The organism is Acidicapsa borealis, from assembly GCF_059115245.1.
The window spans coordinates 3352671-3375100 of record NZ_JCACNY010000001.1; the positions used below are offsets into that span (position 1 = coordinate 3352671).

23 protein-coding genes are annotated in these 22430 nt (G+C 59.3%); 10 read left to right on the forward strand and 13 right to left on the reverse strand.

What is annotated here, in order from left to right; translation table 11 throughout:
* Positions 1 to 118: 118 nt before the first annotated feature.
* Positions 119 to 2503, forward strand: coding sequence for an APC family permease (locus tag AC5S27_RS13755; RefSeq protein ID WP_493935132.1), 2385 nt, complete (start codon positions 119 to 121; stop codon positions 2501 to 2503).
* A 556-nt stretch (positions 2504 to 3059) separates the two neighbouring features.
* Positions 3060 to 3305: a hypothetical protein gene (locus AC5S27_RS13760; protein ID WP_493935133.1), complete on the forward strand. Its 246-nt coding sequence runs from the start codon at positions 3060 to 3062 to the stop codon at positions 3303 to 3305.
* A gap of 253 nt (positions 3306 to 3558) precedes the next feature.
* Here AC5S27_RS13760 and AC5S27_RS13765 read toward each other — a convergent pair whose 3' ends face one another.
* Both AC5S27_RS13765 and AC5S27_RS13770 read right to left on the reverse strand, forming a co-directional pair.
* Positions 3559 to 4203 (reverse strand): class I SAM-dependent methyltransferase, encoded by a 645-nt coding sequence (locus AC5S27_RS13765; protein WP_493935134.1) that lies wholly within the window; start codon positions 4201 to 4203, stop codon positions 3559 to 3561.
* Between the two features lie 97 nt (positions 4204 to 4300).
* Entirely contained in the window at positions 4301 to 4702 is a 402-nt protein-coding gene (locus tag AC5S27_RS13770) for a bactofilin family protein (RefSeq protein WP_493935135.1), read from the reverse strand.
* Positions 4703 to 4814: 112 nt separating this feature from the next.
* Between AC5S27_RS13770 and AC5S27_RS13775 the strand changes: the two genes are divergently transcribed.
* Entirely contained in the window at positions 4815 to 5801 is a 987-nt protein-coding gene (locus tag AC5S27_RS13775) for a hypothetical protein (protein WP_493935136.1), read from the forward strand.
* A 263-nt stretch (positions 5802 to 6064) separates the two neighbouring features.
* Here AC5S27_RS13775 and AC5S27_RS13780 read toward each other — a convergent pair whose 3' ends face one another.
* Positions 6065 to 7099 carry an alpha/beta fold hydrolase gene (locus AC5S27_RS13780; protein ID WP_493935137.1) on the reverse strand — a complete coding sequence of 345 codons (1035 nt, stop codon included), beginning with the start codon at positions 7097 to 7099 and terminating at the stop codon, positions 6065 to 6067.
* Between the two features lie 62 nt (positions 7100 to 7161).
* Here AC5S27_RS13780 and AC5S27_RS13785 point away from each other — a divergent pair, with 62 nt between their 5' ends.
* Positions 7162 to 7758, forward strand: a complete 597-nt coding sequence (locus AC5S27_RS13785) for a TetR/AcrR family transcriptional regulator (protein ID WP_493935138.1) — start codon at positions 7162 to 7164, stop codon at positions 7756 to 7758.
* An 85-nt stretch (positions 7759 to 7843) separates the two neighbouring features.
* On the opposite strand, the gene AC5S27_RS13790 is transcribed toward AC5S27_RS13785, so the two are convergent.
* The 5 genes from AC5S27_RS13790 to mazG form a co-directional block, all read right to left on the reverse strand.
* Positions 7844 to 8641 (reverse strand): DUF2076 domain-containing protein, encoded by a 798-nt coding sequence (locus AC5S27_RS13790; protein WP_493935139.1) that lies wholly within the window; start codon positions 8639 to 8641, stop codon positions 7844 to 7846.
* 129 nt (positions 8642 to 8770) lie between these two features.
* Positions 8771 to 9229, reverse strand: coding sequence for a hypothetical protein (locus AC5S27_RS13795; RefSeq protein ID WP_493935140.1), 459 nt, complete (start codon positions 9227 to 9229; stop codon positions 8771 to 8773).
* A gap of 142 nt (positions 9230 to 9371) precedes the next feature.
* The gene (gene menC, locus AC5S27_RS13800) at positions 9372 to 10499 is read right to left on the reverse strand and encodes an o-succinylbenzoate synthase (RefSeq protein WP_493935141.1); all 1128 of its coding nucleotides are present in this window, start codon (positions 10497 to 10499) and stop codon (positions 9372 to 9374) included.
* Positions 10500 to 10775: 276 nt separating this feature from the next.
* Positions 10776 to 11681 (reverse strand): GNAT family N-acetyltransferase, encoded by a 906-nt coding sequence (locus AC5S27_RS13805; RefSeq protein ID WP_493935142.1) that lies wholly within the window; start codon positions 11679 to 11681, stop codon positions 10776 to 10778.
* A complete protein-coding gene (gene mazG, locus AC5S27_RS13810) occupies positions 11678 to 12715 on the reverse strand; it encodes a nucleoside triphosphate pyrophosphohydrolase (RefSeq protein ID WP_493935143.1) in 1038 nt (345 codons plus the stop codon). The genes AC5S27_RS13805 and mazG overlap by 4 nt, the downstream gene beginning before the upstream one ends.
* A 108-nt stretch (positions 12716 to 12823) precedes the next feature.
* On the opposite strand from mazG, the gene AC5S27_RS13815 reads away from it, so the two are divergent.
* Positions 12824 to 13708, forward strand: a complete 885-nt coding sequence (locus tag AC5S27_RS13815; RefSeq protein WP_493935144.1) for a prepilin peptidase — start codon at positions 12824 to 12826, stop codon at positions 13706 to 13708.
* A 32-nt stretch (positions 13709 to 13740) separates the two neighbouring features.
* On the opposite strand, the gene AC5S27_RS13820 is transcribed toward AC5S27_RS13815, so the two are convergent.
* Positions 13741 to 14277: a DUF1569 domain-containing protein gene (locus AC5S27_RS13820; protein WP_493935145.1), complete on the reverse strand. Its 537-nt coding sequence runs from the start codon at positions 14275 to 14277 to the stop codon at positions 13741 to 13743.
* 159 nt (positions 14278 to 14436) lie between these two features.
* Positions 14437 to 15204, reverse strand: a complete 768-nt coding sequence (locus AC5S27_RS13825; protein ID WP_493935146.1) for a tetratricopeptide repeat protein — start codon at positions 15202 to 15204, stop codon at positions 14437 to 14439.
* 129 nt (positions 15205 to 15333) lie between these two features.
* On the opposite strand from AC5S27_RS13825, the gene AC5S27_RS13830 reads away from it, so the two are divergent.
* Both AC5S27_RS13830 and AC5S27_RS13835 read left to right on the forward strand, forming a co-directional pair.
* Positions 15334 to 15828 carry an SET domain-containing protein gene (locus tag AC5S27_RS13830; RefSeq protein ID WP_493935147.1) on the forward strand — a complete coding sequence of 165 codons (495 nt, stop codon included), beginning with the start codon at positions 15334 to 15336 and terminating at the stop codon, positions 15826 to 15828.
* Between the two features lie 140 nt (positions 15829 to 15968).
* Positions 15969 to 16406, forward strand: a complete 438-nt coding sequence (locus AC5S27_RS13835) for an STAS domain-containing protein (protein ID WP_493935148.1) — start codon at positions 15969 to 15971, stop codon at positions 16404 to 16406.
* Between the two features lie 85 nt (positions 16407 to 16491).
* Here AC5S27_RS13835 and AC5S27_RS13840 read toward each other — a convergent pair whose 3' ends face one another.
* From AC5S27_RS13840 to AC5S27_RS13850, 3 genes are all read right to left on the reverse strand, one after another.
* Positions 16492 to 17712, reverse strand: a complete 1221-nt coding sequence (locus AC5S27_RS13840; protein WP_493935149.1) for a hypothetical protein — start codon at positions 17710 to 17712, stop codon at positions 16492 to 16494.
* Between the two features lie 286 nt (positions 17713 to 17998).
* The gene (locus tag AC5S27_RS13845) at positions 17999 to 18274 is read right to left on the reverse strand and encodes a VapC toxin family PIN domain ribonuclease (RefSeq protein ID WP_493935150.1); all 276 of its coding nucleotides are present in this window, start codon (positions 18272 to 18274) and stop codon (positions 17999 to 18001) included.
* 97 nt (positions 18275 to 18371) lie between these two features.
* A complete protein-coding gene (locus AC5S27_RS13850) occupies positions 18372 to 18569 on the reverse strand; it encodes a type II toxin-antitoxin system VapB family antitoxin (RefSeq protein ID WP_493935151.1) in 198 nt (65 codons plus the stop codon).
* 153 nt (positions 18570 to 18722) lie between these two features.
* Here AC5S27_RS13850 and dnaX point away from each other — a divergent pair, with 153 nt between their 5' ends.
* From dnaX to AC5S27_RS13865, 3 genes are all read left to right on the forward strand, one after another.
* Positions 18723 to 20927 carry a DNA polymerase III subunit gamma/tau gene (dnaX, locus tag AC5S27_RS13855; protein ID WP_493935152.1) on the forward strand — a complete coding sequence of 735 codons (2205 nt, stop codon included), beginning with the start codon at positions 18723 to 18725 and terminating at the stop codon, positions 20925 to 20927.
* A gap of 46 nt (positions 20928 to 20973) precedes the next feature.
* Positions 20974 to 21300: a YbaB/EbfC family nucleoid-associated protein gene (locus AC5S27_RS13860; protein WP_493935153.1), complete on the forward strand. Its 327-nt coding sequence runs from the start codon at positions 20974 to 20976 to the stop codon at positions 21298 to 21300.
* Positions 21301 to 21435: 135 nt separating this feature from the next.
* Positions 21436 to 22386 (forward strand): MBL fold metallo-hydrolase, encoded by a 951-nt coding sequence (locus AC5S27_RS13865; protein ID WP_493935154.1) that lies wholly within the window; start codon positions 21436 to 21438, stop codon positions 22384 to 22386.
* The last annotated feature ends 44 nt before the right edge of the window (positions 22387 to 22430 follow it).

Genomic DNA, 22430 nt, shown 5'->3' on the forward strand with positions numbered 1-22430 from the left:
CTGGCGTTCCGATGCGCCGTAGACTCACCGCTGGGCGTCAGCGTTTTGCCCAACGCATTTCCAACTGAAATACCTCTTGCAACTCTGAAGTAAGGCCCGGTAGGCCCAATTCGCACTCATGGGAACTCCTAAAACTATTCACGCCCCAATCTCTGATCGCGTCCGGCTGGTTGTGGCGTCCTCGGTCATGCTCACCTTCATTTCTTTCTGGCGAGCAGCCGCTATCGTACTGAACGACCTCGGATCGTCCGCCTTCTACGCCGGCGGCATCGCCGAACAGGCCATCGGAAAATCCGCCCCCTGGCTCATCCTCGGCGTCATGCTTTTCTCCTTCGCCGTCCGCGCCGTCTACGTCGAGAGCTGTTCCATGTTCACCCGCGGCGGCGTCTACCGCGTCGTCAAGGAGGCACTCGGCGGCACCTTTGCCAAGCTCAGCGTCTCCGCCCTGATGTTCGATTACATCCTCACCGGCCCCATTTCAGGCGTGTCCGCCGGCCAATACATTACAGGCCTACTCAACGAAATCATCTCCGTCAGCAACAACCACGGCTGGCTTCCCGTCATCATGGCTCCAAGCCCCAGCCACCCACTGTTCCAGTTCGACATGAACCACACCTCGGCCGTCTTCGCCGCCGCGGTCACCATCTACTACTGGTGGGAAAACACCAAGGGCATCGAAGAGTCCAGCGAAAAGGCCATGAAGGTCATGCAGATCACCACCGTCATGGTTGTGATTCTGCTCACCTGGGGCATCTACTCCGTCTTCGCCCAGCACAAAGGCCTGCCGCCGCTGCCCACCCCCGGCAACCTCAAGTTCAGCAACGACGCACTCGGCTTCCTCCGCTCCACCAAATACGCCGGCATGCTCGGCCTTTTCGGCATCCTCATGGCCTTCGGACACTCCGTCCTCGCCATGAGCGGTGAAGAATCTCTCGCTCAGGTCAACCGCGAGATCGAGCACCCCAAGCTCAAGAACCTCAAACGCGCCGCCATCGTCATCGCCATCTACTCGCTCATCTTTACCGGCGGAGCATCCCTGCTCGCCTCCATGCTCATCCCCGACGGCCCGCGAACCCAGCTCTACCAGGACAACCTCATCGCCGGCCTCGCCATGTTCATGACCGGCCCCGACGTCCTCAAGATCGCCTTCCGCGTCTTCGTCGTGATCGTCGGCTTCCTCATCCTCTCCGGCGCCATCAACACCTCCATGATCGGGTCAACGGGCGTCCTGATGCGCGTCGCCGAAGACGGCGTCCTCACCGACTGGTTCCGCAAACCACACAAGCGCTTCGGCACCAGCTACCGCATCGTCAACCTCGTCTTCATCATGCAGATGTTCACCATCATCGTCACCCGCGGTGACGTGATCATGCTCGGGGAGGCCTACGCCTTCGGTGTCATCTGGTCCTTTACATTCAACTCGCTCGCGATGCTTGTCCTGCGCTGGAAGTACAAAGGCGAACGCGGCTGGAAAGTCCCGCCCAACATCACCATCGGCAAGACCGAGTTCCCCGTCGGCCTCGCCTCCGTCTTCCTGGTGCTGTTAACGACGGCCATCGTAAACCTTTTCACCAAGTCGGTAGCCACCGTCAGCGGCATCATTTTCGCCGCAGCCTTCTTCGTCATCTTCTCCATCTCTGAGCATCGCAATAAGAAACAGCACGCCCTCAATGCCCGCCAGATGAAGGAGCACTTCCAGCTCGACCACCAGGACGTCGTCAACCGCGAAACCGTAGATGTCCGCCCCGGCTCGGTCATGGTCACCATGCGTGACGCCGCAAACCCTTTCGCTCTCAAGTGGGCGCTCTCCCGCACCGATACCGACGAGCAGGACGTCGTCGTCCTCACCGTCCGCATGATGGGCGTAGGCGGCCCCGAATTCCTCGGCCCCGAAGACCAGATCTTCTCCGAGCACGAGCAGATGGTCTTCACCAAAGCCATCTCAGTCGCCGAAAGCTTCGGCAAGAAAGTCTCCCTCCTCGTCGTGCCCGCAGGAGACATCTTCGCCGCCCTCATGCAGACCGCTAACTCCCTCGAAGTCGATTCCGTCGTCTCCGGTATGTCCACCAAGATGTCCGCCGAAGACCAGGCCTTCCACATCGGCCAGGCCTGGGAAGCTCTCCCCGAGCCCAAGCGCCAGCTCAACTTCTACGTCATCAACCCCTCTGGCGAATCCAAGGTCTACTACCTCGGCCCCCACGCCCCATCCCTGCGCCCCGATGATGTCCAGCTCGTCCACCGCCTCTGGCTCAACCTGCGCCGCGACCCATCCATGCAGGACCTCCACCACAGCGACATCATCACCTACGCCCTCACCCGCCTAGCCAGCCAGTACGCCCGTGAGAAGCAGGAGATCGTCAAGGACCTCCGCGGCTATAAGTCCGCCGACTTGCCTGCATCCCTCAAGCTATCCGGCAGCGATTCCCTATTGAGTTCGTCCTACACTCCGCCCAAGACCCGCAATCTCGATGTACGCGGCAACGATAGCTCGGACAAAGAATAGTGCAATTGGGGGCCCATCAGGGACGCATCTCACTGCACCCCTGATGGGCCTCACCGTTTCCCTTATACAAACTCCGTGTTCTGGGACCGTCCTGGATCCTTCGCCGTAAAGTTGCCTCGCAACACTGGCAGAAATCGAAGGTTCACTCCCGTGCCATTTCTGCCGGCGCACTCCCAACGCCTGCCGTGATCCACAACACCTGCATAACTCCCTCTGCGAACTTACGAGCTCCCGCCGCTTTCAACTCTGACGAAAAATTTGCTCTTGAGGCGATAATCCTGCCTCAAGAGTTCCAGTCAGAATTTGTCATAACATTTACGAGTCACACATAGAGACTCACCGCTCGCTAGCCCGTAGGAACCCCGTGCAAAGCCCTCAAAACACCAGATAAACCGAAAAAACATACAAACCTAGATAACTCTTTGTATTTCATGCACAAAAAGTGCGAATTTGGGTTTACAAACATGGCTCATGTTTTATACATAGTAAATACGACCTGTCCTCTGCCCTAAGGGCTCACGCACTGCAGAGCTGGCTGGCGATATCAGGAGGAAGAATGCAACTGTCGAAAATTTTGGCTGAAATTGATGTAGAGATTGCTCGTTTGGAACAAGCCCGCACCTTGCTTTCCGGAGATGACGCCCCGGCCCCCAAAAAGACCCGCAAAACTAAGTCCGCTGAAGTGAGCATCGAAGCCCCCAAGCGCAAAAAGAAGCGCAACCTTTCTCCGGAAGGCCGCAAGCGCATTGCAGAAGCCGTCCGCCGTCGTTGGGAATTGCAGAAGAAGGCCGCCGGAAAATAAAACTCCGCTCTAGAAAGCAATCCGGGCAATCAAAAGAAGGCTGAGGAATTCCCCAGCCTTCTTTCCATTTTTAGATTTCGTCTTCTCTGAGTTACCCCGACAGCCCAGGCGGCAACCTAGGCGGTTTGCAGATACACCCTATTTTCCTTACTCAACCACAATCTACTTTCGTCGTTACAAATCGCTCTTCCCTGTTCCTTAATCCCTAATCCCTGTTCCCTAATCCCTCTTCCCTAATCCCTAATCCCTACCGTCACCGGACAATAATCGCCTCAGAAACCCCATCCTTAGCCAGAAACTGCTTTAACCCCGACCACTCTGCAAACAGCCGCTCAATATTCCGGTTCGTCAGAGCCCGCTGCTGCACAGCCGCCCGCGCCGTCTGAAACTCAACATCATCCGCAGGAGTTAGGTGGAACCGCTGATACGGCGACTGCTCCGGCACCAGCTTGGTATGAAATAGCGCCAGCAACTGCCCCGCCGGAGCCATCGACCGATGCAATGCCGAAATCACCGGAGCCACAAGCGCTTCTGGCAAGTAGTCGAGGGTCGTCCACAGCAGCACAATATCGAAAGTCCGCCCCGAGAACTGCAAATTCTGCTCGGTAAATCCCTCAACATTCCAGACCGGCTTGCCGTCCTCGTCCACACCCGTCTGCCAGCCGTCCGTGGCAGCCTCTTCCACCAGATCAGCCATATAGACACTATGCCCAAGACTCGTCAGGTAGTTGATGTTGCTCGGCGAAGTGCTCCCTACATCCAGCACCCGCAGCCCCGGCTCCGCAGCCAGCCGCTTGCGTAGCGCAGCCCATCCACCCGAGTGGCGCGCCACGCGCGGGCCTCCCAGGTTCAAACCCGTCCCAGCCGATGGCTGCCGATCAAACAATCTGCCTAGCATGGCCGTCGCTCCCTGCGCGTCATCAGCACTGATCCAAACTGCTTAAGCAACACCCGCGAAACCTCGCCAGCGCGCCACGCCAGCCCGGTAGGGCCGACTAAAACAGGCCACCTGCAGGCTTGGACTCAGCGCCTGTCTCAGGCTCAGGACTCTTGCCCGCTACCGCCGGCCCCTGCGTCAGATCCACCTTGCCGCGAAAGACCGCATTGTCCTCGATCGCCAGCCGCAAAGCCTTCACATCGCCCGTCACCAGGCACCCGGCCCGAAGCTCCACGCGGCCCGTAGCCACGATGTTGCCTTGCACCTGCCCCAGCACCACGACATCCCGTGCCGACAGGTCCGCCGCCATCACCGCATTCGGACCCACCGTCAAACGGCTCTCCGACAGGTTGATCGTTCCCTCAATGTGACCGTCGATGAACAGGTCTTCGCTACCCTTCAGTTCTCCGCGGATCATTACCGATTTCCCAATCCGTGCCGGTGCTGTCTCAACTGCCATTGGTCAATTCCCTCGAGGGCCAATTACGAAACCCTGCCCGCACTATAACAACCCCAGCCATCCCTGACAAAACTCCTGCAACGCCAGCCGCTCATTCGCGTCTAAAAGAGGAATGCCCTCCTCCCCAAGTCCCAGGCGTTTCCCGCGCCTCGAGTTCCGTCCAGCCGCTGCTCGCCGCGCTGTAACACGCCGCGCCGCGCCTCCCGCCAATCGGCGGCATCGCTGGCGGCTAGCCTGGCTGCGCCATGTCCCAGCACTCGTCTTATGCGCCCTGCTCACGACGCCCAGGATCATCCAAGCCGCTGCACTGGCAACCCAACAGACGCCCGCCCCGCTCTCGAACGAGCAAACCCAGGCCATGATCAAGCGCGTCCTCCAGGTCGAGCTCGAAGCCGCCCACGACCCCGCCGCCACCCATCCCATGCTCTACCGGCTGCGCAAGACAAGCCCGCGCCTCTCCACCACCAAGCTCATCGTTGAAACCAAAGATGGCGACGTAGCCCGCCTCATCGCCGTCAACAACGCCTCACTCGACGCCGCCGGTCAGGCCACCGAAGACGCCCGCCTCGACGGCCTCCTCAGCGACCCCGGCAAACAGCGCCACCGTCAGCAGCGCGAGCAGGACGACGCCGAGCGCGCACGCAAAATCATGCGCGCCCTGCCCGACGCCTTCCTCTACCAGTTCGCCGGCTTCGTCAACACGCCCCAGGGCCCCAGCTACCGCTTCACCTACCAGCCAAATCCCCACTTCGACCCCCAGGACATTGAAGCCCAGGTCCTCAAAGCCATGGCCGGCGAGCTCTGGATCGACGTAGCCCAGCAGCGTGTCACCCGCCTCGAAGGCAAGCGTCTCCACGACGTCGACTACGGCTGGAGCATCCTCGGCAAACTCGACCAGGGCGGCACCCTCCTGCTCGAACAAGCCGACATCGGCAACCACCAGTGGCGCACCACCCACATGGTCCTCATCATGAACGCAAGAGTCCTCTTCAAATCCATCAAACTCGACACCACCCTCGAACTTTCGAACTTCAGCCCAGTCACTCCAGGCCTCAACTATCAGCAAGCCATCCAACTCCTCCGCGCACAGAACAAGTAGTCAGCCAACTCTCAAAATAATGTCGTCCTAAGCGAAGTCCGGAGGCGAAGACGAAGGACCTGCGGTTGTCTTTGCTCTTCTTATGTGTCATTCCCGAAGGGAATCTGCTGTTGTCTTTGTTTTTGCTCTTCTTTCTTTCATTCCCGAAGGGAATCTGCTGTTGTCTTTGTCTTTGCTTTTCTCTCCGTCATTCCATTGGAAAATCTTCTGTTGCACGTCGGATCAGTCGTCGCCTTCACTTCTCGACAAGATTGCCCTGCAAACTAACTCATGGGAAACGTATTGACCACCGCACTGATAGGTTCAGGTTTCGTAATCATGTCGGAATGACCCATTCCCGGAACAATCGTCACAGGAATATCGCTTCGCCCGTGATCGAAGACCTCCGCGAACTTCTCTGGAAGAAACAATTCGTCCCGGCCGCCAACGAAGACCTGTGTGGGCTTCTTGATAGCCCGAATGTCTGCCTTGTAGTCGGCCCGGGGTTCGAAGTTCTCTTCCATCCGGAACGAATACGTGGCGGTCGTAGCCTCAATGTCGGTAGGTACCGGGAACGCCAGCACGGGCAAACCGTCAAAATGATGAATGCCAAAGGAATTGAAGATGGACAGGCCGACGATCCTCTTGACGGAGACGCTATACCAGATGTTCTTATCAGGCGAAGCCTCCTCCCCCGGAGTGGCAGGGCGGACAGTCGGCGCGTTATAGCGTAGGAACGGAGAGATGAAGACGAACCTGTCGAAGTCCCTGCCGGCATCTCGACCGGCGATCCGCAAAGCAAAACCTCCTCCGGACGAAAATCCAACCAGGGTCCACTGGGCGCTAGCGTATTGCGGGTGGACAGCACTCAGGAAATCGGCCATGTCGTCGTCAAGCTGACCGAGGTAGGAGATATCTCCGTGCGGATAGTTGGCGCCATGCCCGCGCAGGTCGGGAACAAAGACCGTAACGCCCCTCTGCAACAACGCCTCTGCCATGCTATGCATGTCATAACTGCTTCCCGCCGAGCCATGAATCAGCACTGCAATCTGGGCGTGTCCGCCTTCGTACAACCGATACGAGAGCGCAACGCCATCGCGCGCCTTGTAGCGTGTCACCGGAGGAAGACCGGATAGGTCCATTCGTGCAAACGGTTCGGTCACCGATTCCAGGGGTTTGGGTTGGGTGATGTGGCCGGATCGCACCAGCACTCCGGCAACCGCGAACATCGCCAAGAGGTAGATCACTGCGCTGATCCCAATCCAAATCCAGATGCGCTTCCAGGCCCTTTTCGAGATTCGATTCCAGCCGTGTGCCATCGCAAACCCTCCCACCATGTATACGCTGTATACTTATGGAGGCGAGTATACACTGTATACGTATGAGCGCAACTACGTCGCAAAAGGATTCGCAGACGACCTCGCAAAAAATTTGCGCTGCGGCTCTGGAACTCCTCGACCAGTCCGAAGATCCAGCCACCGTGAGCATGAGGCGTATCGCTGAAAAAGTTGGCATTACCCCGATGGCTCTCTATCGGCATTTTTCCAATCGAGAAGCCCTGCTGAGAGCGGCCACCCAGATCGAGTACCAGCGCATCGCCGACTACTTCAAGGTATCGAGAGCGCGCAAAGACGCAACCGGCCTTCGCGTGATGCGAGGCTATCTGGACTACGCGCTAGATCATCCGAACCTGTTCCGCTACATATACTTCTCACAGCGGGCCGACGTGTTGGCGTATCCTGACGCTGTCCGGCTGGGACAGTCACCATCCCTGAAGATGCTGCGCGATTCCGTAAGCGGTGTGATGCAGGAAGGCAAAATTCGTGCCGACGACGTGACCGAAACGTCCTTGACCATCTGGGCCCACGCCCACGGACTCGTAACGCTCTACCTCAGCGGGCGAATCCTGCTCTCTCGCCGCCAGTTCACACAGTTGTTCTTGCGCTCCATGGACAGGCTCCTGCACGGTCTCTGTTGAACAGAGCTTCGTGCCTTCAATTCCGGCGATCAAATTGCGAACAAGAAAAAGGCCTCACATCTCTCTGAGACATGAGGCCCACCGATCAGAATCCGCCGTCATCATTCCCGGAACCGCCAGAGGATCCGCCACCATCGTCGAAACCACCACCCGAGTCCCCAAAGTCCGAAGGAGTACTCCCCGAATCATCCCCCCAGCTCGAAGAAGCATCCGAATAGCCCTCGCTGTGATGATGTTCCCCGCCCCCCGGCGAGTCGTAGTAGTTGTTGATGATCTCTTCGCGAGGAGCATCATAGACCACCTCCGGCCCCATGCCCATCCCCACACCAGGCATGCCAAACCCGCCGCCCATGCCATAGCCCGGATGCCCAAAGCCGCCATGCAGCAGCGCCTCCACTCCCTCAAACGCCAGCGCACCCGCTGCCACACCGGCAGCCGTGGTGGCCGCCGAACGCAAAAAACTAGGCTGCTGAGGAGCCCCATACTGAGGCCCGCCATAAGGCTGCCCATAGGGCTGGTTGCCGTAATACGGCTGCTGATACTCCGGCGCAGGCGGACTATAAACCTGCTGATATCCCTGAGAAGGCGGTGGTGGCGGCGCAGGATCGCGATGCCCCAGAAGATTCCCCAAAAACGTATTCGCCCGCGGCGGCTGTTGCTGCAGCTTCTGCAACTGCGCCTGCGCGTCCGAAAGCTGCGCCCGAGCCTGCTCCAGCGCAATGTTCTGCACCAGCACGCTCTGCGACAAAATGTAAACCGCATCCGGATTCCCGCTGAAACCCTTCTTCAGCAAATCAGCCGCATCCGGATCCCTCTCCGGCAACTGTGTCGAATTCACTCGCTCAACCAGCGAGTTCAGCATCTGTTCTTCCTGTGAAGTCACGAGTAAAACCTCCAGCGGCAACCCGCAAATCCGGCTCCGCTCTCATCAGTTAAGACGCGATCCAGCCAGCAGAGTTGCTCAGCTATCAGATTCTACGCACGGCGCCCAACCGGGGTTCCACAAGCAGCCTCAACGCCCCTGCGGCCCACCCTCCCACGAAGACACAGCAGGAAACTCGTCATACTGCACCTGGATCGCCCCCACCCCGTTCGCGTGCTCCCCCAGCGCCGAAACCGCCAGCCCGCATTTCTCGCACGTAATCTTCAGGGTATTGTCGTCCGGCCAGTGCAGGCTCAGCGGCCCACACTGCTTCGGCTTCATCACAATCTGCGAGTCCTTGAAATCCTGCCCCTGGTCATATTCTGGTCCACCGGTATCCCCGGAAATCTTGTCCAGCAGAACATACGTCGTAGGGCTGTTGTCCACATGCCCGTCCACAATGTACTCCCGCAAAAGAATCGTCGCCCGGTACGTGTGACTGGGATTCGTAGCCGAAGAAATGACCGTATCCTGCCGCTGACCACCCCGGCACCCCACAAAACCTAGGAGCGTAAGCACAACCACCGCAGCGTGAACTCTACATTTCATACCTAAGGAAATCCGCTGTTGCCACTGCCGTTGCTTTTCTGGCCGTCATTCCGGAATGGAATCTGCTGTTGTTTTTTATTCCCTATTCCCTATTCCCTATTCCCTATTCCCTGTTCCCTGTTCCCTGTTCCCTGCTTTAAAACTAGATCCCCACCAGCGCATGCGCCCGAATCTCATGCTTGCGCACCGTAAGCCGCTGCACCAAATCCGTCCGCACCTCATATCCGCGCCCCGGAGCATCCGAAATCGCAATCTCACCCTCCGGCGAAACAGTCACCTCAGGCTCGATGATGTCTTCCGCCCAGTACCGCTTCGAAGCCGAAACATCCCCCGGCAACTTGTAGTTCTCCAGCGTCGAAAGGGCAATGTTGTGCGAACGCCCAATCCCCGACTCCAGCATCCCGCCACACCAAACCGGTATCCCGCGCTCATAAGCAGCGTTATGCACAGCAATCGCCTCAGAGAACCCGCCCACGCGCCCCAGCTTGATATTGATAATCCGGCAGCTCTCCATCTCAATCGCCGCCAGCGCATCCCGCCGGTTCCGAATCGATTCATCCAGGCAAATCGGCGTGTTCAACCGCTTCTGCAGCATGGAGTGGTAGTAGAAGTCGTCATACCAGAGCGGCTGCTCCACCATTAGCAAATCGAACTGGTCAAACGTAGCCAGATGATCGGAATCCTTCAACCGGTACGCAGAGTTCGCATCGCAGCTCAGCGTAATATCCGGAAACTTGTTCCGCACCCGCTCGAAAACCTCAACGTCCCAGCCCGGCTTGCACTTCAGCTTGATCCGCTGATATCCCGCCGCAACCTCACGCTCCACGATATCCATCAACTCCGGAATCGAAGGCTGAATTCCCAGCGAAACCCCGCACGGAATTGTCTCGCGAACCCCGCCCAGCAACTGGCTCAGCGAAACACCCTGCCGCTGCGCCTCCAGGTCCCAGACCGCGTTCTCCAGCGTAGCCTTCGCCATGCGATTCCCGCGTACCTGCTCCAGAATCCGCGGCACCTGCCCACCGCACTCCGGCTCGCTCGCCGCCAGTTTCGGCCCGAGTTCATCCACAATCACGTTCCAGCAGGAATCCACCGATTCCTCCGAAAAATGCGGATGCTCCCCCGCCGTGCACTCACCCCAGCCAATCAAACCCTCGGAGTGAATCTCCGCCAGCACAACCCGGCGGTCCGTCGTCACTCCAAAACTCGTCTGGAAAGGCCGCACCAGCGGCATGTTCAACTCGCGCAGATAAATCGCATCAATCTTCATATCGTCAGGGTCCTGATTTCCATTGCTATGTCAGATGCCGAAGACCGCGTTTCGAATCCAGAATACCCCGGCCCGCGCGCCATTCCATCATGCGCACACTGTATAAAACGCAGATTCCCGGCCAATCGCTCCACTTCCGGTGCAATCGATTGCCTTTGCGTTTCTTGTTGTCGTTCCCGAAGGAAATCTGCTGTTGCACTTGCATTTGCACTTTGCTTGTCATTCCCGAAGGGAATCTGCTGTTGCCTTGACACACTCACACTCGCGCACCCGAGCCTACGGCTCGACCCACTCACCTAAATAGAATATCCCGTCACCCCGCTCGTTCCGTTCAAACGCAATCACCGCCAGACCCCGCGCAAACGCGTCTTGAAAAACCTCCCGATTCTGCCTCTGAACCTCAGCCGCAAGGTGCCGCTGTGCGTCATCCGCTTTCCACGCATAGACCTCAGCAGGCACCCGAATCGACTCGACCCAGCCCTCACCCGGCCGTCCCGGCGTCGCAGATCGTCGCCCCTGCACAGCCTCCTCGACGTGGGGCGTAGCAAGCCACCACTCAGCCACCAGCCGGTCCGTCTGCAACCCACCCTGCAACGGCGAAGAAGAGGCTCCATAAAAGTTCTCCTCGTACCGCCGCACAATCGCCCCCAGCTTGTGAATATTCAAGAATGCGTTCTTGATCTCCAGCGGATCGAACGTCCACTCCATCCGCACCAGCCCGCGCTCCAAAGCATCCGCCCTCTGGGCCAGCTTCAGCTTCGCCCCAATACTCTGGTTCCGATACCCCTCCCGCACCGCCAGCATGTGCGAATGAAGATAACTCTGCGGCTTCCCAGTGCCAGACTTCGCCCCAGTCTTCACCCCGGGCAAAGCCAAAGCAAACCCAACCATCTTCTCCGCAGCCTCGCGCGTCCACTGTTCTCTGTTCTCTGTCCGCTGTTCTTTGCTCTCTATTCCCTGTTCCCTGCCGGGGTCCCCGGCGAGCGGTCTTTGCTCGCTGGGGTGGCTATTCCCTGTTCCCTGCTCTTCAAACGCCCCCAAAACCTGCCCGCCAATCTTCTGCGCCACTAAAAAAACCCGCCGCGGAATCACATCCCCATCGCTGTAACCCCAAACCTCCACCTGCAAATCCACACAAGCCTGCAACTCCGCAAACCCGCGGCACTCCCGAATCACAATCATTTCCCCACCCCAGAATTGCTTAAACTAACCTTCGCCTCACTCCAAAGCCTTTCCAACTCGTCCGCCGAAAGCTCATTCAGTGGCTTCGCAGCTGCAGTTTCCATCCATCCAAACCGCTTCCGGAACCGGGCATTCGTCCCTCGTAGCGCCATCTCCCCATCCACCCCAAGATGCCGCCCCAGATTCACCACCGTAAACAGCAAATCCCCCAGCTCAGCCTCAACCTCATCCTGTTCAACCGCATCGCCGCCAACTTCGTTGTTGCCTTTGCCTTTTTGGTTGTCATTCCCGAAGGGAATCTGCTTCTCTGCGCCACCCTCTACCCCGTCTTCTATTCCCTGTTCCCTATTCCCTGTTCCCTGTTTCCTTCTCCCGATTCCCTGCCTCTCCACAGCCTCCACCAGCTCAGCAGTCTCCTCCTCAACCTTCGCCAGCAATCCCCGCCACTCCGGCCAGTCAAACCCCACCTTAGCCGCCTTCGACCCCAACTTAGCCGCCTCCAGCAGCGCAGGCTGCCCGCGCATTACCCCATCCAACAGCGAAGCGTCCCCAGCCTCACCCTTCTCCGCCTTCTTGATTGCGTCCCAGTTCGCTAGAACCCTTGCGGCCGAACCATCCACTGCCGAATCCACCTGAGCCTCATTCCCCGCCGCCGCAGAAGCCGCCTCCCCAAACACATGCGGATGCCGCCGAACCAGCTTCCGGTTCAACCCCTCCAAAACGTCCTCGATCTTGAACCTGCCTTCATCCGCAGCCATCTGCGCATAAAACAGCACCTGCAGCAGCAGATCTCCAAGCTCCTCCGTCAGATTCGCCCAGTCCCGCCGCTCAATCGCGTCCAGAACCTCATAGGTCTCCTCCAGCGTGTACTTCCGGATCGAGTCAAAGCTCTGCTCCCGGTCCCACGGACACCCACCCGGCCCCCGCAGCCGCGCCATAATCGCCACAGCCTCAGCAAACGCCGTCCCAGCCGCTCCAAACTCACGCAACCGCAGTTCTTCCCGAAAATCATCCCCAGCCAAAGGCTCCGTCATACGAATACTGTAACCTGCCTTTAGCCCCCACTCGGAGACGACGAACGTCCCATCCCGCCCACCCGTCTATCCCTCACGGCACATGATCCCAGGAGACCCGGCCAACAGATGCAACAACTAGGAACTCTCTTCGCCGCCCTCCTCGGCCTCGCCTTCGGCAGCTTCCTCAACGTCGTCCTCATCCGCTTTCCCGAAGGCGAAAATCTCTCCCACCCCCGCTCCCACTGTCGCAACTGCACCCACACCCTAGCCTGGTGGGAAAACCTGCCCGTCCTGAGCTGGCTCATCCTCCGCGCCCGCTGCCGCCAGTGCCACACCCCCATCAGCATTCGCTACCCGCTCACCGAACTCACCATCGGCCTCCTCTGGGCCTGGATCTGGCTCAAATTCAGCCAACCGCTCTTCACGAACGACCCAAGCGCAGTCCCCCACCAGCTAGCCAACACCCTCATCCAGCTCCTCGGCCACGCCGCGCTGGCCTGGCTTCTCGTAGCCCTGGCCGCCCTCGACGCCGAATACTTCTGGCTCCCTGACTGGTTCACCCTTCCCGGCATTCTCCTCGGCTACGGAGTCACCGTCGCCCTCGCCTGGACCAGAAACCCCGGCCACCATCCCTTCGACTGGCCCACCGAAGCCTGGCCTCCAGTCGTCGAACTTCTCGCTCCAGCCGCCATCGTCCTCGTCATCCGATTGGCTTACTGGCTCGTCCGTCGCAGAGAAGGCATGGGCCTCGGCGACGCCAAGCTCATGGCCATGCTCGGCGCCTGGCTGGGCCTCATCGGCGCCCTCGAATGTTTCGCCCTTGCCGTCCTCGGAGCGACAGCAGCAGCCCTCATCGCGCTCGCCGCCTCAGCCCTCCGCCGCGACAAGGCTGAAACGCGCGAGTGGGCCAAAGCAACCCTCCCGCTGGGCACTTTCCTTTGCATCGCCGCATTATCAGAAATTTTCTACCCCGACTGGCCCTGGGAAGTATGGACCCGCCTGACCCTCTAAAGTTCTAACGTATCGAAAGCTCTAAGCAGCCTCTAAACCGGGTTCGTCGTACGCGCATAGCGAATCGCCTGTTTCAGCTGCCCCATGTGATGCTTCGCATGCACCGCATGATATCGCCGCCACTCATCCACCCGCATCACTCCGAAAAACGGATGCTCCCCCACCGTCTGTATCCCAAACTTCTTCCGTGCCGCCACCAGCGCCTCGTCCATCTCCTCAGCTGCAGCCAGAAAACGTACCGCCGTCTCCGCACCGCTCTCCGGCTCGAAGTCCGTAGGCCGCACCGCTCGTATCGCTATGACACCGGAAGGCATATACCCCAGCCCGATCGTCTGTGCACGCAGCAGAAACTCGAGCAGCCCCCGTTTGTTCTTAAGCACCCGGCCCGTCTTCAACTGCCGGTTCACCGAGTCCGTAGTCATCTTGTACGTCAGGATCAAATGTTCCAGGATCTGCTGAGCACACCACCGGTCCTGCCCCGGAAGCGGAGCCACCTGAGCCTCTTCCTTGCTCACAGTGGAGATTTGTTCAGCTAGAGGTTCCAGGGCAGACTTCAAGACTGGATGCATGAAAGCTATCGACCGTGTCCTCTCTGAATACCTAACGTAACGGCAAGACTTTTGGATGCTTTTTTCCAAGACTAAGTCAAATCGCTCATTTTGATAGGTGGAAAACCAACGATTTATCTTCTCGCAAAAATCGTTACCAAGGTAACACAATTTATCGAGTTATTGCTTTGGAGCCGCAGCCGCCGGCCCGTTTCCAGCATGCGCCAGACCCGCCTCTACCTGGTCCAGCCCCTTGCGAGCAGCTTTCCCATGTGGGCCATCCGGATCGTAGCTTAGAAACACCTTGTAATGCTCCGCCGCATCCTTGAACAGATCAAGGTGCCGCTCCGCCTCCGCCATCCCAAACACGGCATCCGCATTCTCCGGATCCAGTTGAAACGCCGAAGCAAACCGCGCCTGCGCCGCCTTCCAGTTTTTCTTCTCTAAATAGAAATTGCCAACATCAACATCTTCCTTCACCACCTGCAGCCGCGTCTTCACCTTCGCTGAAGACCCCGGCTTCACCTCCGCATCGTCTTCCACCGGCAGATGGTTCAACCCAGACCGGCTCGAACTGAACCCGTCATCCGAACCACCCTCAGCGCCCTCAGCGGATTCCGGCGATCGCACCGGATCCCCATCGGGATCGGGAGCCGGCCGCGCCACTCCGGCATCCTCCATTGGAATCGCAGGCTTCCTGCCCGCAGTCGTAGCATTCGGGTCCGCAGGCTGCTCCACCGGGATAATCGGAGCATTCGAGTTCTCCCCCGGAAACGGATTGTCGTTGTCCGACTTCGGCGCGTCCGGCTTAGGCTTATCCTGGGCCGGAGCAGGCGGAGGCGTCTGTTGCCCAAGCGCCGCCGTCATCCCAAGCACAGGCAACAGCCCCAGCCAGAGTCCGGCAGCCGCCTTCCATCCCCAACCCCGAATTGAAAAATCTCTCAGCATTCCAGCTCTAATTCCCCAGCAAAATCAAACCTCTACCGTCCCGCACCACGCAATGTTAGGATGCGGTTCTGGGCTACAAAATTTCCCCATCCCCACAAAGGCCTCTTTCCATTTTATGAGACTCACCCCATGGGACTGATCGTTCAATCATCAGCCATCCACGCCGCCGGCTGCTACACCACCACCGCCGTCCGCAAAGGCGAACGTATCGCCGAATACACCGGCCGCCGCATCACCAAGGAAGAAGCCGACGAGCTCTATCAGGACTACCCCGTCACCTACCTCTTTGGACTCGGTGACGGCGCGATCGTCATCGACGGCTTCTGCACCGCCATGTTCATCAACCACAGCTGCGACGGCAACTCCGAAACCATCGAAGAAGATGGCCGCGTCTTCATCGTCGCCCTCCGAGACATCCCCGCAGGCAGCGAAATCACCTACGACTACTGCCTCTACGACGGCGCCGACGATCCCTGCACCTGCTATTGCAAAGCCCCCAACTGCCGCGGCAGCATGTACTCCAAAGAAGAAATCAAACGCCGCAAAGCCGAAGAACGCAAAGCCCGCACCAAAAAACGCGGCAAACGCAAAGCCGCCAAAACCCGCGCCAAAGCCAGCAAATGAAGCTCCCCATGCAGAGAAGAACCGTCGGCATATGTAGAACGGAAATCCATCTCCCCTGATGAAGTCGTCTCCAAGGTAGGCCGGGGATTTATCCCAGGCACAAAAACCAATCATTTCGACGGGGATTTATCCCCTGAGGTATGCTTTCCACATTCCAAACTCTTGAAATCTATGGTCGTCCGACTTCGCACCCCATCCACGCCGAAGTCCTCAAGGAGCCAAAGATGTCCACCGCCACCAACCCGGCCACGCCTCAGCTAACTCTCGATATCGAACGCCACGGCGGCAAAGCCATCGTCCACTGCCACGGCCGCCTCATCTCAGAAACCGGACCAACCCTCTACACCCAGGTCACCCAGCTCCTCCCCGAAACCAAACACATCATCCTCGACCTGTCCGACCTCACATACGCCGACAGCATGGGCCTCGGCACCCTGGTCCGCATCTACGTCCACACCAAGACCCACGGCGTAACGCTGGAACTAACCCACCTAGGCAAACGCATCCGCGAACTCCTCGGCGTCACCGGCCTCTTAAATGTCTTTTCCCACATCGGCGAACACGGAATGAAATTCTGAAACATCCCCGCCCCCAGCAGACCAATCAGAAATTCAATCCACTCGAAAACAAAGAACCTGTAACCCAAATAGGCACGCCCTTACATTAGTTAGGCTTCCTGACCACCTGCTTACCCTTCCCAACTACTGCATTGCGCTCCAAAGCAACCTCACCCACAATCCGCCCGATCGTCTGCTCCATATACCCATTCGGCACAAAGGCATTCGCCGGAGCCGTCCCCACGAAATACACCAATCCATGCTCGTCTGTAACCACAAAGAGCGGATAGTCAACAGCTCCCAACATCTGCGCCACACCCGGCTTTACAGCCAAAAGGTTCGCCCCCTTAAGAGCTTTCCAACTCTCCGGTTGCGCAGCCTCCATAACCTCCCGCACCACCAACCCATACCCATGGACCTTTGCTGCTACATGCTCCGCCGCAAACTCCTTCAGATCCGTAATCGTCTTGACACACTGCGGGCAATAATCCGGAAACATCACAACAACCGTGACAAATCCCTCATCGCTTCTGAACTTTCTTGGAGCGGCGCCGCTGGTAATCCCCTGCGCCTCAATCTCCGGCAAGACATGCCCCAGCAATCCATACTCTTTCCGGACAGCCCCCATCAATTGCACATCCGGCGCTGTCAGCGACTGGGACGTCGCCGCCGCCGCATCCAGCTCCACGATCGTTCGCGTTGCCCCGCGCTCATCGCCCGCGTACCGCTGCAAGAACGCCAACTGCATTCCCGACGTGTACAGCGTTCCTACCCCCATCACCGCGCCCCCATGCAGCGGTTTCAACGTAGAACCACTCTTCAATGCCTCCACCAGCGCGCCATGTTCCTCGGTAGCAAAGGTGAGAGCCCTGGGGTCGACGGATTGCGTCAGATAGGCCTTGAGAAACTGCGTCGCATACGCCACCTCGGCGTCATACGGCACATCATGCAACATCGCACGCGCCGCTTCCACAGCTCCATCCAGATCGTTGATACGTACCATCGCATTGATGCTCAGCGCATACGCCTGACTCCGATGCGTAGCAGCTCCAACTGCCAGGTACTTCTTCGCCGCCGCGAGACTCTGATTCCAGTCCTGCCCCAACGCGCATAAACGGATAAGGTCGAAAAGATCGTCATCAGAAGTGAGGCTGACGCCACCCGCATCGACCTGCTTCATGGCCGCTCCTGCTTTATCGATGACCAGCTGCTCAATATTCACAGCGTTGCAACTCACCCGGGCCATCCGCATCCCTGCGCTCAAAGCACCCAGCTCCGTATCCGACCAGTTATCCAGCGAACTCCGCACCAGATCCAACGGTTTCATCGCCTGCTGATAAATCTCCCCAGGCCGAAGACCTGGCTCCGCCTGAGACGCCGGGGCCACAGCCTGCGCAGGCTCAGGTGCCTGTATCTTTTCAGGAGCCTGAATCCAAGCGCTTAGCAATAACCCGGAAAGCAACCACGCAGCGCCAGCCATAACTCTCCCTATAAAAAGCTAAAAGATCCAGCCTGCAATTGACTCCTAGCGAAGTAGACACCAGCCAACAAAAAACGGCACCACCCAGTAGCAATGGTTGCCGTCCGCTCTTTCCCTCTGTCGACCTCGTGGTCTACAAACCAGAGTCCACTCCTAAGTCCCGCGCTACGCCAATCAACCTCTTATCAAGCGTCCAAAGTTGCGTACCAGGTGTTATCAGCACAGACGCCAACAGATGTGCGTCTGTAAGCCCGATGCCGCGACTGTAAAGCGTATGCGTCTCAATCATCCGGCGCACCTCTCCCAGTTGCGCCACCCGAACCTGCGTCAACCTCTCAAGCATCCCAAGCGTACGCACCCGATCCCGCAAGGACCCCAGCGCCAGCTCCGCCACGATAAATGGATGCATAGCAATCTGATTCTGTCCTAACAACCTCACCATCGCCGGCACCCCACTCCGGAAATGGGAAATCCAAACTGCTGTGTCAGCTAAAATCAAATCAACCTCACAGATTAGCCACCCGTAATCTCGGCACATCTTCAAGCTCAGGCATCGTGCCGCCTAGCGCGGCCAGCCTGCGCGAAGCCTCCCGCTCGATCAGCGCCTTCAGCGCCTCTCTTACCAGCGCTGTCTTCTCGAAAACTCCGCTGAACTCCTGCGCCTCCCGCACTAATTCGTCGTCCAAGGCCAATGTTGTCCGCATAAACCCTCCATGCACGGATATTAGCATCAAACGATGTCAGCCGATTGCATATAGAAAAGATGACCAGTCCCCCGATCAGACCCCCGTTTTCCACCAGCCCTAGCATCCCCAACCCACCCGCCAAACGGTACAATCGACCAGGGAGCGCATCGCATGGGCTATCAGGTTCTCGCACGAAAATACCGTCCGCAGCGCTTCTCTGACGTCGCCGGCCAGGACCACGTCACCCGCACTCTCGTCAACGCCCTCACCCAGAAGCGCATCGCCCACGGCTACATCTTCTCGGGCCACCGCGGCATCGGTAAAACCACCATCGCCCGCATCCTCGCCATGGCCCTCGACTGCCGGACCGAAGTCGGTACCGAGCTCCGCCCCACTGTGGAGCCCTGCCTGCAATGCGTCTCCTGCAAGGAAATCGCCTCCGGCGGCAACGCTTCCGGCGACCTGATCGCCTCCAACTCCTTCGACTTCATCGAGATCGACGCCGCCTCCAACCGAGGCATCGACGACGTCCGCTCCATCTGCGCCCAGGCCGACGTCCGCCCCGCCCGCGACAAGTACAAAATCTTCCTCCTCGACGAAGCCCACCAGATCACCGACGCCGCCTTCAACGCCATCCTCAAGACCCTCGAAGAGCCGCCCGAGTGGGCCATCTTCATGATGGCCACCACCGAGCCCGAGTCGATCCCGCAGACCATCCGCTCCCGCTGCCAGCACTTCAGCTTCCACGCCGTAAAGTTCGACGACATCTTCGCCCAGCTCAAAGCCATCGCGGAGAAAGAGAACGTCCAGGCCGAAGACGCCGCCCTCGCCCTGCTCGCCGAAGCCGGCGACGGCTCCATGCGAGACGCGCTCTCCATCATGGACCAGGCCATCGCCTCGGCCCCGGTGGAGAACGGCCGCGCCGTCCTGCAGACCGACCAGATCCGCGAGCTCATGGGCTCCGTCCCCAACGCCGTTTTCGAGCGCCTCATGGAATCCGTCAGCGCCCAGCAATCCGCCGCGCTCATGCAGGATCTCGACAAGCTCATCAGCTCCGGCAACAGCCCATCGGCCCTCGCCCGCCAGCTCGTCCGCTACCTCCGCAACTGCCTCATGTCCAAGCTCGGCGGCGAAAACACTCAGCTCCTCGAAATCGCCCAGGACGAGCGCAGCCGCGCCTGGCGCACCGCCCAGCTCTTCACCGAAGACGAACTCACCCGCAACCTCCAGATCGCCCTCCGCACCTTCGACGAGCTCAACTACCGCCAGGAACAGCGCTTCCACCTCGAACTGGGCATGCTCAAACTCATCCAGGCCCAGCGCCTCCTGCCAGTCGAAGAAATCCTGAGCGGCCTCTCCCTCCAAAGCAGCTCAAAGCGCCCGTCCCTCCCAGCGCCCCCAACAGGCCAGCGCCCCTCCGCGCCGCCCGCCTCTGCTCCGCGCCAGTCAGCACCCACACCAGCGCAACAGCACGTGCAACAACCCGCAGCCCCGGCCTCACCCATCGCATCATTGTCCCCCTTCGGCGCCAGCACTCAACGCACCACGGAAGCTTCGAGTTCGCCCACGCCAGCGTCAATTTCGGCTTCACCAGCTTCAATCTCAGCTTCACCAGCACCAAAGCTCAACCAGGCCGAAACCTCTGTAACAGGGCACAACTTTAGCCGTGCCGAAAATCCCCCTGAGATCACCAGGGCTTCAGCCCCTGCCAAAGCACCAGCCGCCGCTCCTTCAACACCCATGGGCGCGACAGCGGCCATCCCGGAGGGAGCAGGGGGCTTCAGCCCCCTGAATGTCGGCTCAGACAGAGAAGCGGCTTCAGCCCCGGGCACTCTGCAACACAACACTCCGGAACCTGCATTTCATAACGTCGAATCGGCTCATCTGTCCGAACCCATGACCATGGGCTCTCTTGCGCTCGCCGAAGAGCCGATTGCACAACACAGCCCGGGCCCCCAAATCGTTCCTCCCCAGCCCCCCGCCGCTGCGTCCAACGAACTCGTAGAAGCCGCCCGCACCGCAGTAGCCGAATCCCTCTCGCAGGGCGGCCACGGTACAGCAGCCGTCATCCTCGAAGACGGCAAATGGCTCATCGAAGGCTCCAGTGTCCGCATCGAAGTCGCCGCCAAGCCTACCATGATCCGCATCACCTTCAACGCCGCCGCCGAAAAGCTCATCCGCGCCGGCCTCCAGCAAGCCGGAGCACCCACCCGCTTCCTCATCGTCCCCGGCGAAGGCCAGGCCTCAGGCGGCCCAGCCAAAGTCCGCGCCCCGCAAGGCAGCATCGAAGCCGAAGCCCGCAGCAACCCATTAGTTCTGCAAGCCCAATCCCTCTTCAACGCCGAAATCGTAGCCGTAGTAGACCTCCGCACCTAAAATTGTTCTCTGTCGGCTGTTCTCTGTTCACTGTCAAGGAGCGACCATGTTTAACCCGCTAAAAATGCAGGAAATGCTCTCGCAAGCCAGCCAGATGCAGGAAGAAGTCCAGCGCAAGCTAGCCAACACCATCCTCGAAGGATCCAGCGGCGGCGGCGCCGTCACCGCCACCATGAACGGCAAAAAGCAGCTCCTCAAAATTCGCATCGACCCCGCCGCAGCCTCCAGCCTCACCAGCAACGCCGCCGACCTCGAAATGCTGGAGGACCTCGTAGTCGCCGCCGTCAACGACGCAGGCCGCAAAGCCGAAGAAGCCCTCAAAGGCCAGCTGAAAGGCGCATTAGGCGGCCTGAACATCCCCGGCCTCACCTAGCGCCGTACTTGCCTTTGCCCTTGCTTTTTGGGTTTGCCATTCCCGCAGGGAATCTGCTGTTGCAGTTGCTTCTCTTTCCGTCACCCCTGAAGAGAATCTGCTGTTACCTTCACCAAGTCCAGCCCCGGAGCCAAAATGCCCACCCCGCAAAATCTCACCCGCCGCCACTTCCTCCGCACCACCGCCATGGCCACAGCAGCCACGCTCTCCGCAAGCCGCTTCCTGAAAGCTCAGCTCCCCGACCGCGTCCTCCAGGCGCGCGAAGCCGCCCTGAAGACCCCGATCAAAACCACCAAACTCTACGACAACGTCTTCCTTCTCCAGGGCGCAGGCGGCAACATCGCACTCCAGACCGGCCCCGACGGCCACCTGCTCATCGACTCCAGCTTCGCCACAGCCGTCCCCGCCATCCTCGCCGCTGCCAAAGCCGCCGGCCCCGGCGCACCCAAGACCCTCATCAACACCCACTGGCACTACGACCACACCGACGGCAACGAAAACCTCCACTCCGCCGGCTACACCATTACCGCCCACACCAAGACCCGCGAACGCCTCTCCACCCCGCAGTTCATCAAAGCCTTCAACCTCAACTTCCCGCCAAACCCCGCCGGTGCCATCCCCACCATCACCTTCGACTCCACCAAGACCATCTCCCAGAACGGCGACGCCCTCGACCTCGTCCACTTCGACCCCGCCCACACCGACACCGACATCTACATCCACTTCCAGAAAGCCAACGTCCTCCACTGCGGCGACACCTTCTTCAACGGTTTCTACCCCTTCATCGACGAGAGTTCAGGCGGCAGTATCGGCGGCATGATCCGCGCCAACGAGAAGGCTCTCGCCCTCGCCACCGCCGACACAAAAATCATCCCCGGCCACGGCCCGCTCGGCACCAAAGCCGACCTGCAAGCCCTCCACGACATGCTCAGCGGAGTCCGCGAGAAAGTAGCCGCCCTCAAATCCTCCGGCCTCACCGAACAGGAAGCCATCGCCAAAAAACCCACCGCCCCCTGGGACGCGAAGTGGGCAGGTGGCATGATGAACGGCGACGCCTTCGCCGGCCTTGCCTACCGCACCATCTAGCGAGAAAGAAATCCGCCTACCGCCAGCTTTTGCAGATCACGTAG

Excerpts from the sequence above, each read along its gene's own strand:
- AC5S27_RS13760 (WP_493935133.1), top strand. The coding sequence starts at position 3,060 with ATGCAACTGTCGAAAATTTTGGCTGAAATTGATGTAGAGATTGCTCGT.
- AC5S27_RS13860 (WP_493935153.1), top strand. The coding sequence starts at position 20,974 with ATGTTTAACCCGCTAAAAATGCAGGAAATGCTCTCGCAAGCCAGCCAG.
- AC5S27_RS13845 (WP_493935150.1), bottom strand. The coding sequence starts at position 18,274 with ATGCATCCATTTATCGTGGCGGAGCTGGCGCTGGGGTCCTTGCGGGAT.
- AC5S27_RS13820 (WP_493935145.1), bottom strand. The coding sequence starts at position 14,277 with ATGCATCCAGTCTTGAAGTCTGCCCTGGAACCTCTAGCTGAACAAATC.
- AC5S27_RS13840 (WP_493935149.1), bottom strand. The coding sequence starts at position 17,712 with ATGAAACCGTTGGATCTGGTGCGGAGTTCGCTGGATAACTGGTCGGAT.
- AC5S27_RS13765 (WP_493935134.1), bottom strand. The coding sequence starts at position 4,203 with ATGCTAGGCAGATTGTTTGATCGGCAGCCATCGGCTGGGACGGGTTTG.
- AC5S27_RS13835 (WP_493935148.1), top strand. The coding sequence starts at position 15,969 with ATGCTTTCCACATTCCAAACTCTTGAAATCTATGGTCGTCCGACTTCG.
- AC5S27_RS13865 (WP_493935154.1), top strand. The coding sequence starts at position 21,436 with ATGCCCACCCCGCAAAATCTCACCCGCCGCCACTTCCTCCGCACCACC.
- AC5S27_RS13755 (WP_493935132.1), top strand. The coding sequence starts at position 119 with ATGGGAACTCCTAAAACTATTCACGCCCCAATCTCTGATCGCGTCCGG.
- AC5S27_RS13770 (WP_493935135.1), bottom strand. The coding sequence starts at position 4,702 with ATGGCAGTTGAGACAGCACCGGCACGGATTGGGAAATCGGTAATGATC.
- menC (WP_493935141.1), bottom strand. The coding sequence starts at position 10,499 with ATGAAGATTGATGCGATTTATCTGCGCGAGTTGAACATGCCGCTGGTG.
- dnaX (WP_493935152.1), top strand. The coding sequence starts at position 18,723 with ATGGGCTATCAGGTTCTCGCACGAAAATACCGTCCGCAGCGCTTCTCT.
- AC5S27_RS13775 (WP_493935136.1), top strand. The coding sequence starts at position 4,815 with ATGCCCTCCTCCCCAAGTCCCAGGCGTTTCCCGCGCCTCGAGTTCCGT.
- AC5S27_RS13780 (WP_493935137.1), bottom strand. The coding sequence starts at position 7,099 with ATGGCACACGGCTGGAATCGAATCTCGAAAAGGGCCTGGAAGCGCATC.
- AC5S27_RS13785 (WP_493935138.1), top strand. The coding sequence starts at position 7,162 with ATGAGCGCAACTACGTCGCAAAAGGATTCGCAGACGACCTCGCAAAAA.
- AC5S27_RS13795 (WP_493935140.1), bottom strand. The coding sequence starts at position 9,229 with ATGAAATGTAGAGTTCACGCTGCGGTGGTTGTGCTTACGCTCCTAGGT.
- AC5S27_RS13825 (WP_493935146.1), bottom strand. The coding sequence starts at position 15,204 with ATGCTGAGAGATTTTTCAATTCGGGGTTGGGGATGGAAGGCGGCTGCC.
- mazG (WP_493935143.1), bottom strand. The coding sequence starts at position 12,715 with ATGACGGAGCCTTTGGCTGGGGATGATTTTCGGGAAGAACTGCGGTTG.
- AC5S27_RS13815 (WP_493935144.1), top strand. The coding sequence starts at position 12,824 with ATGCAACAACTAGGAACTCTCTTCGCCGCCCTCCTCGGCCTCGCCTTC.
- AC5S27_RS13830 (WP_493935147.1), top strand. The coding sequence starts at position 15,334 with ATGGGACTGATCGTTCAATCATCAGCCATCCACGCCGCCGGCTGCTAC.
- AC5S27_RS13805 (WP_493935142.1), bottom strand. The coding sequence starts at position 11,681 with ATGATTGTGATTCGGGAGTGCCGCGGGTTTGCGGAGTTGCAGGCTTGT.
- AC5S27_RS13850 (WP_493935151.1), bottom strand. The coding sequence starts at position 18,569 with ATGCGGACAACATTGGCCTTGGACGACGAATTAGTGCGGGAGGCGCAG.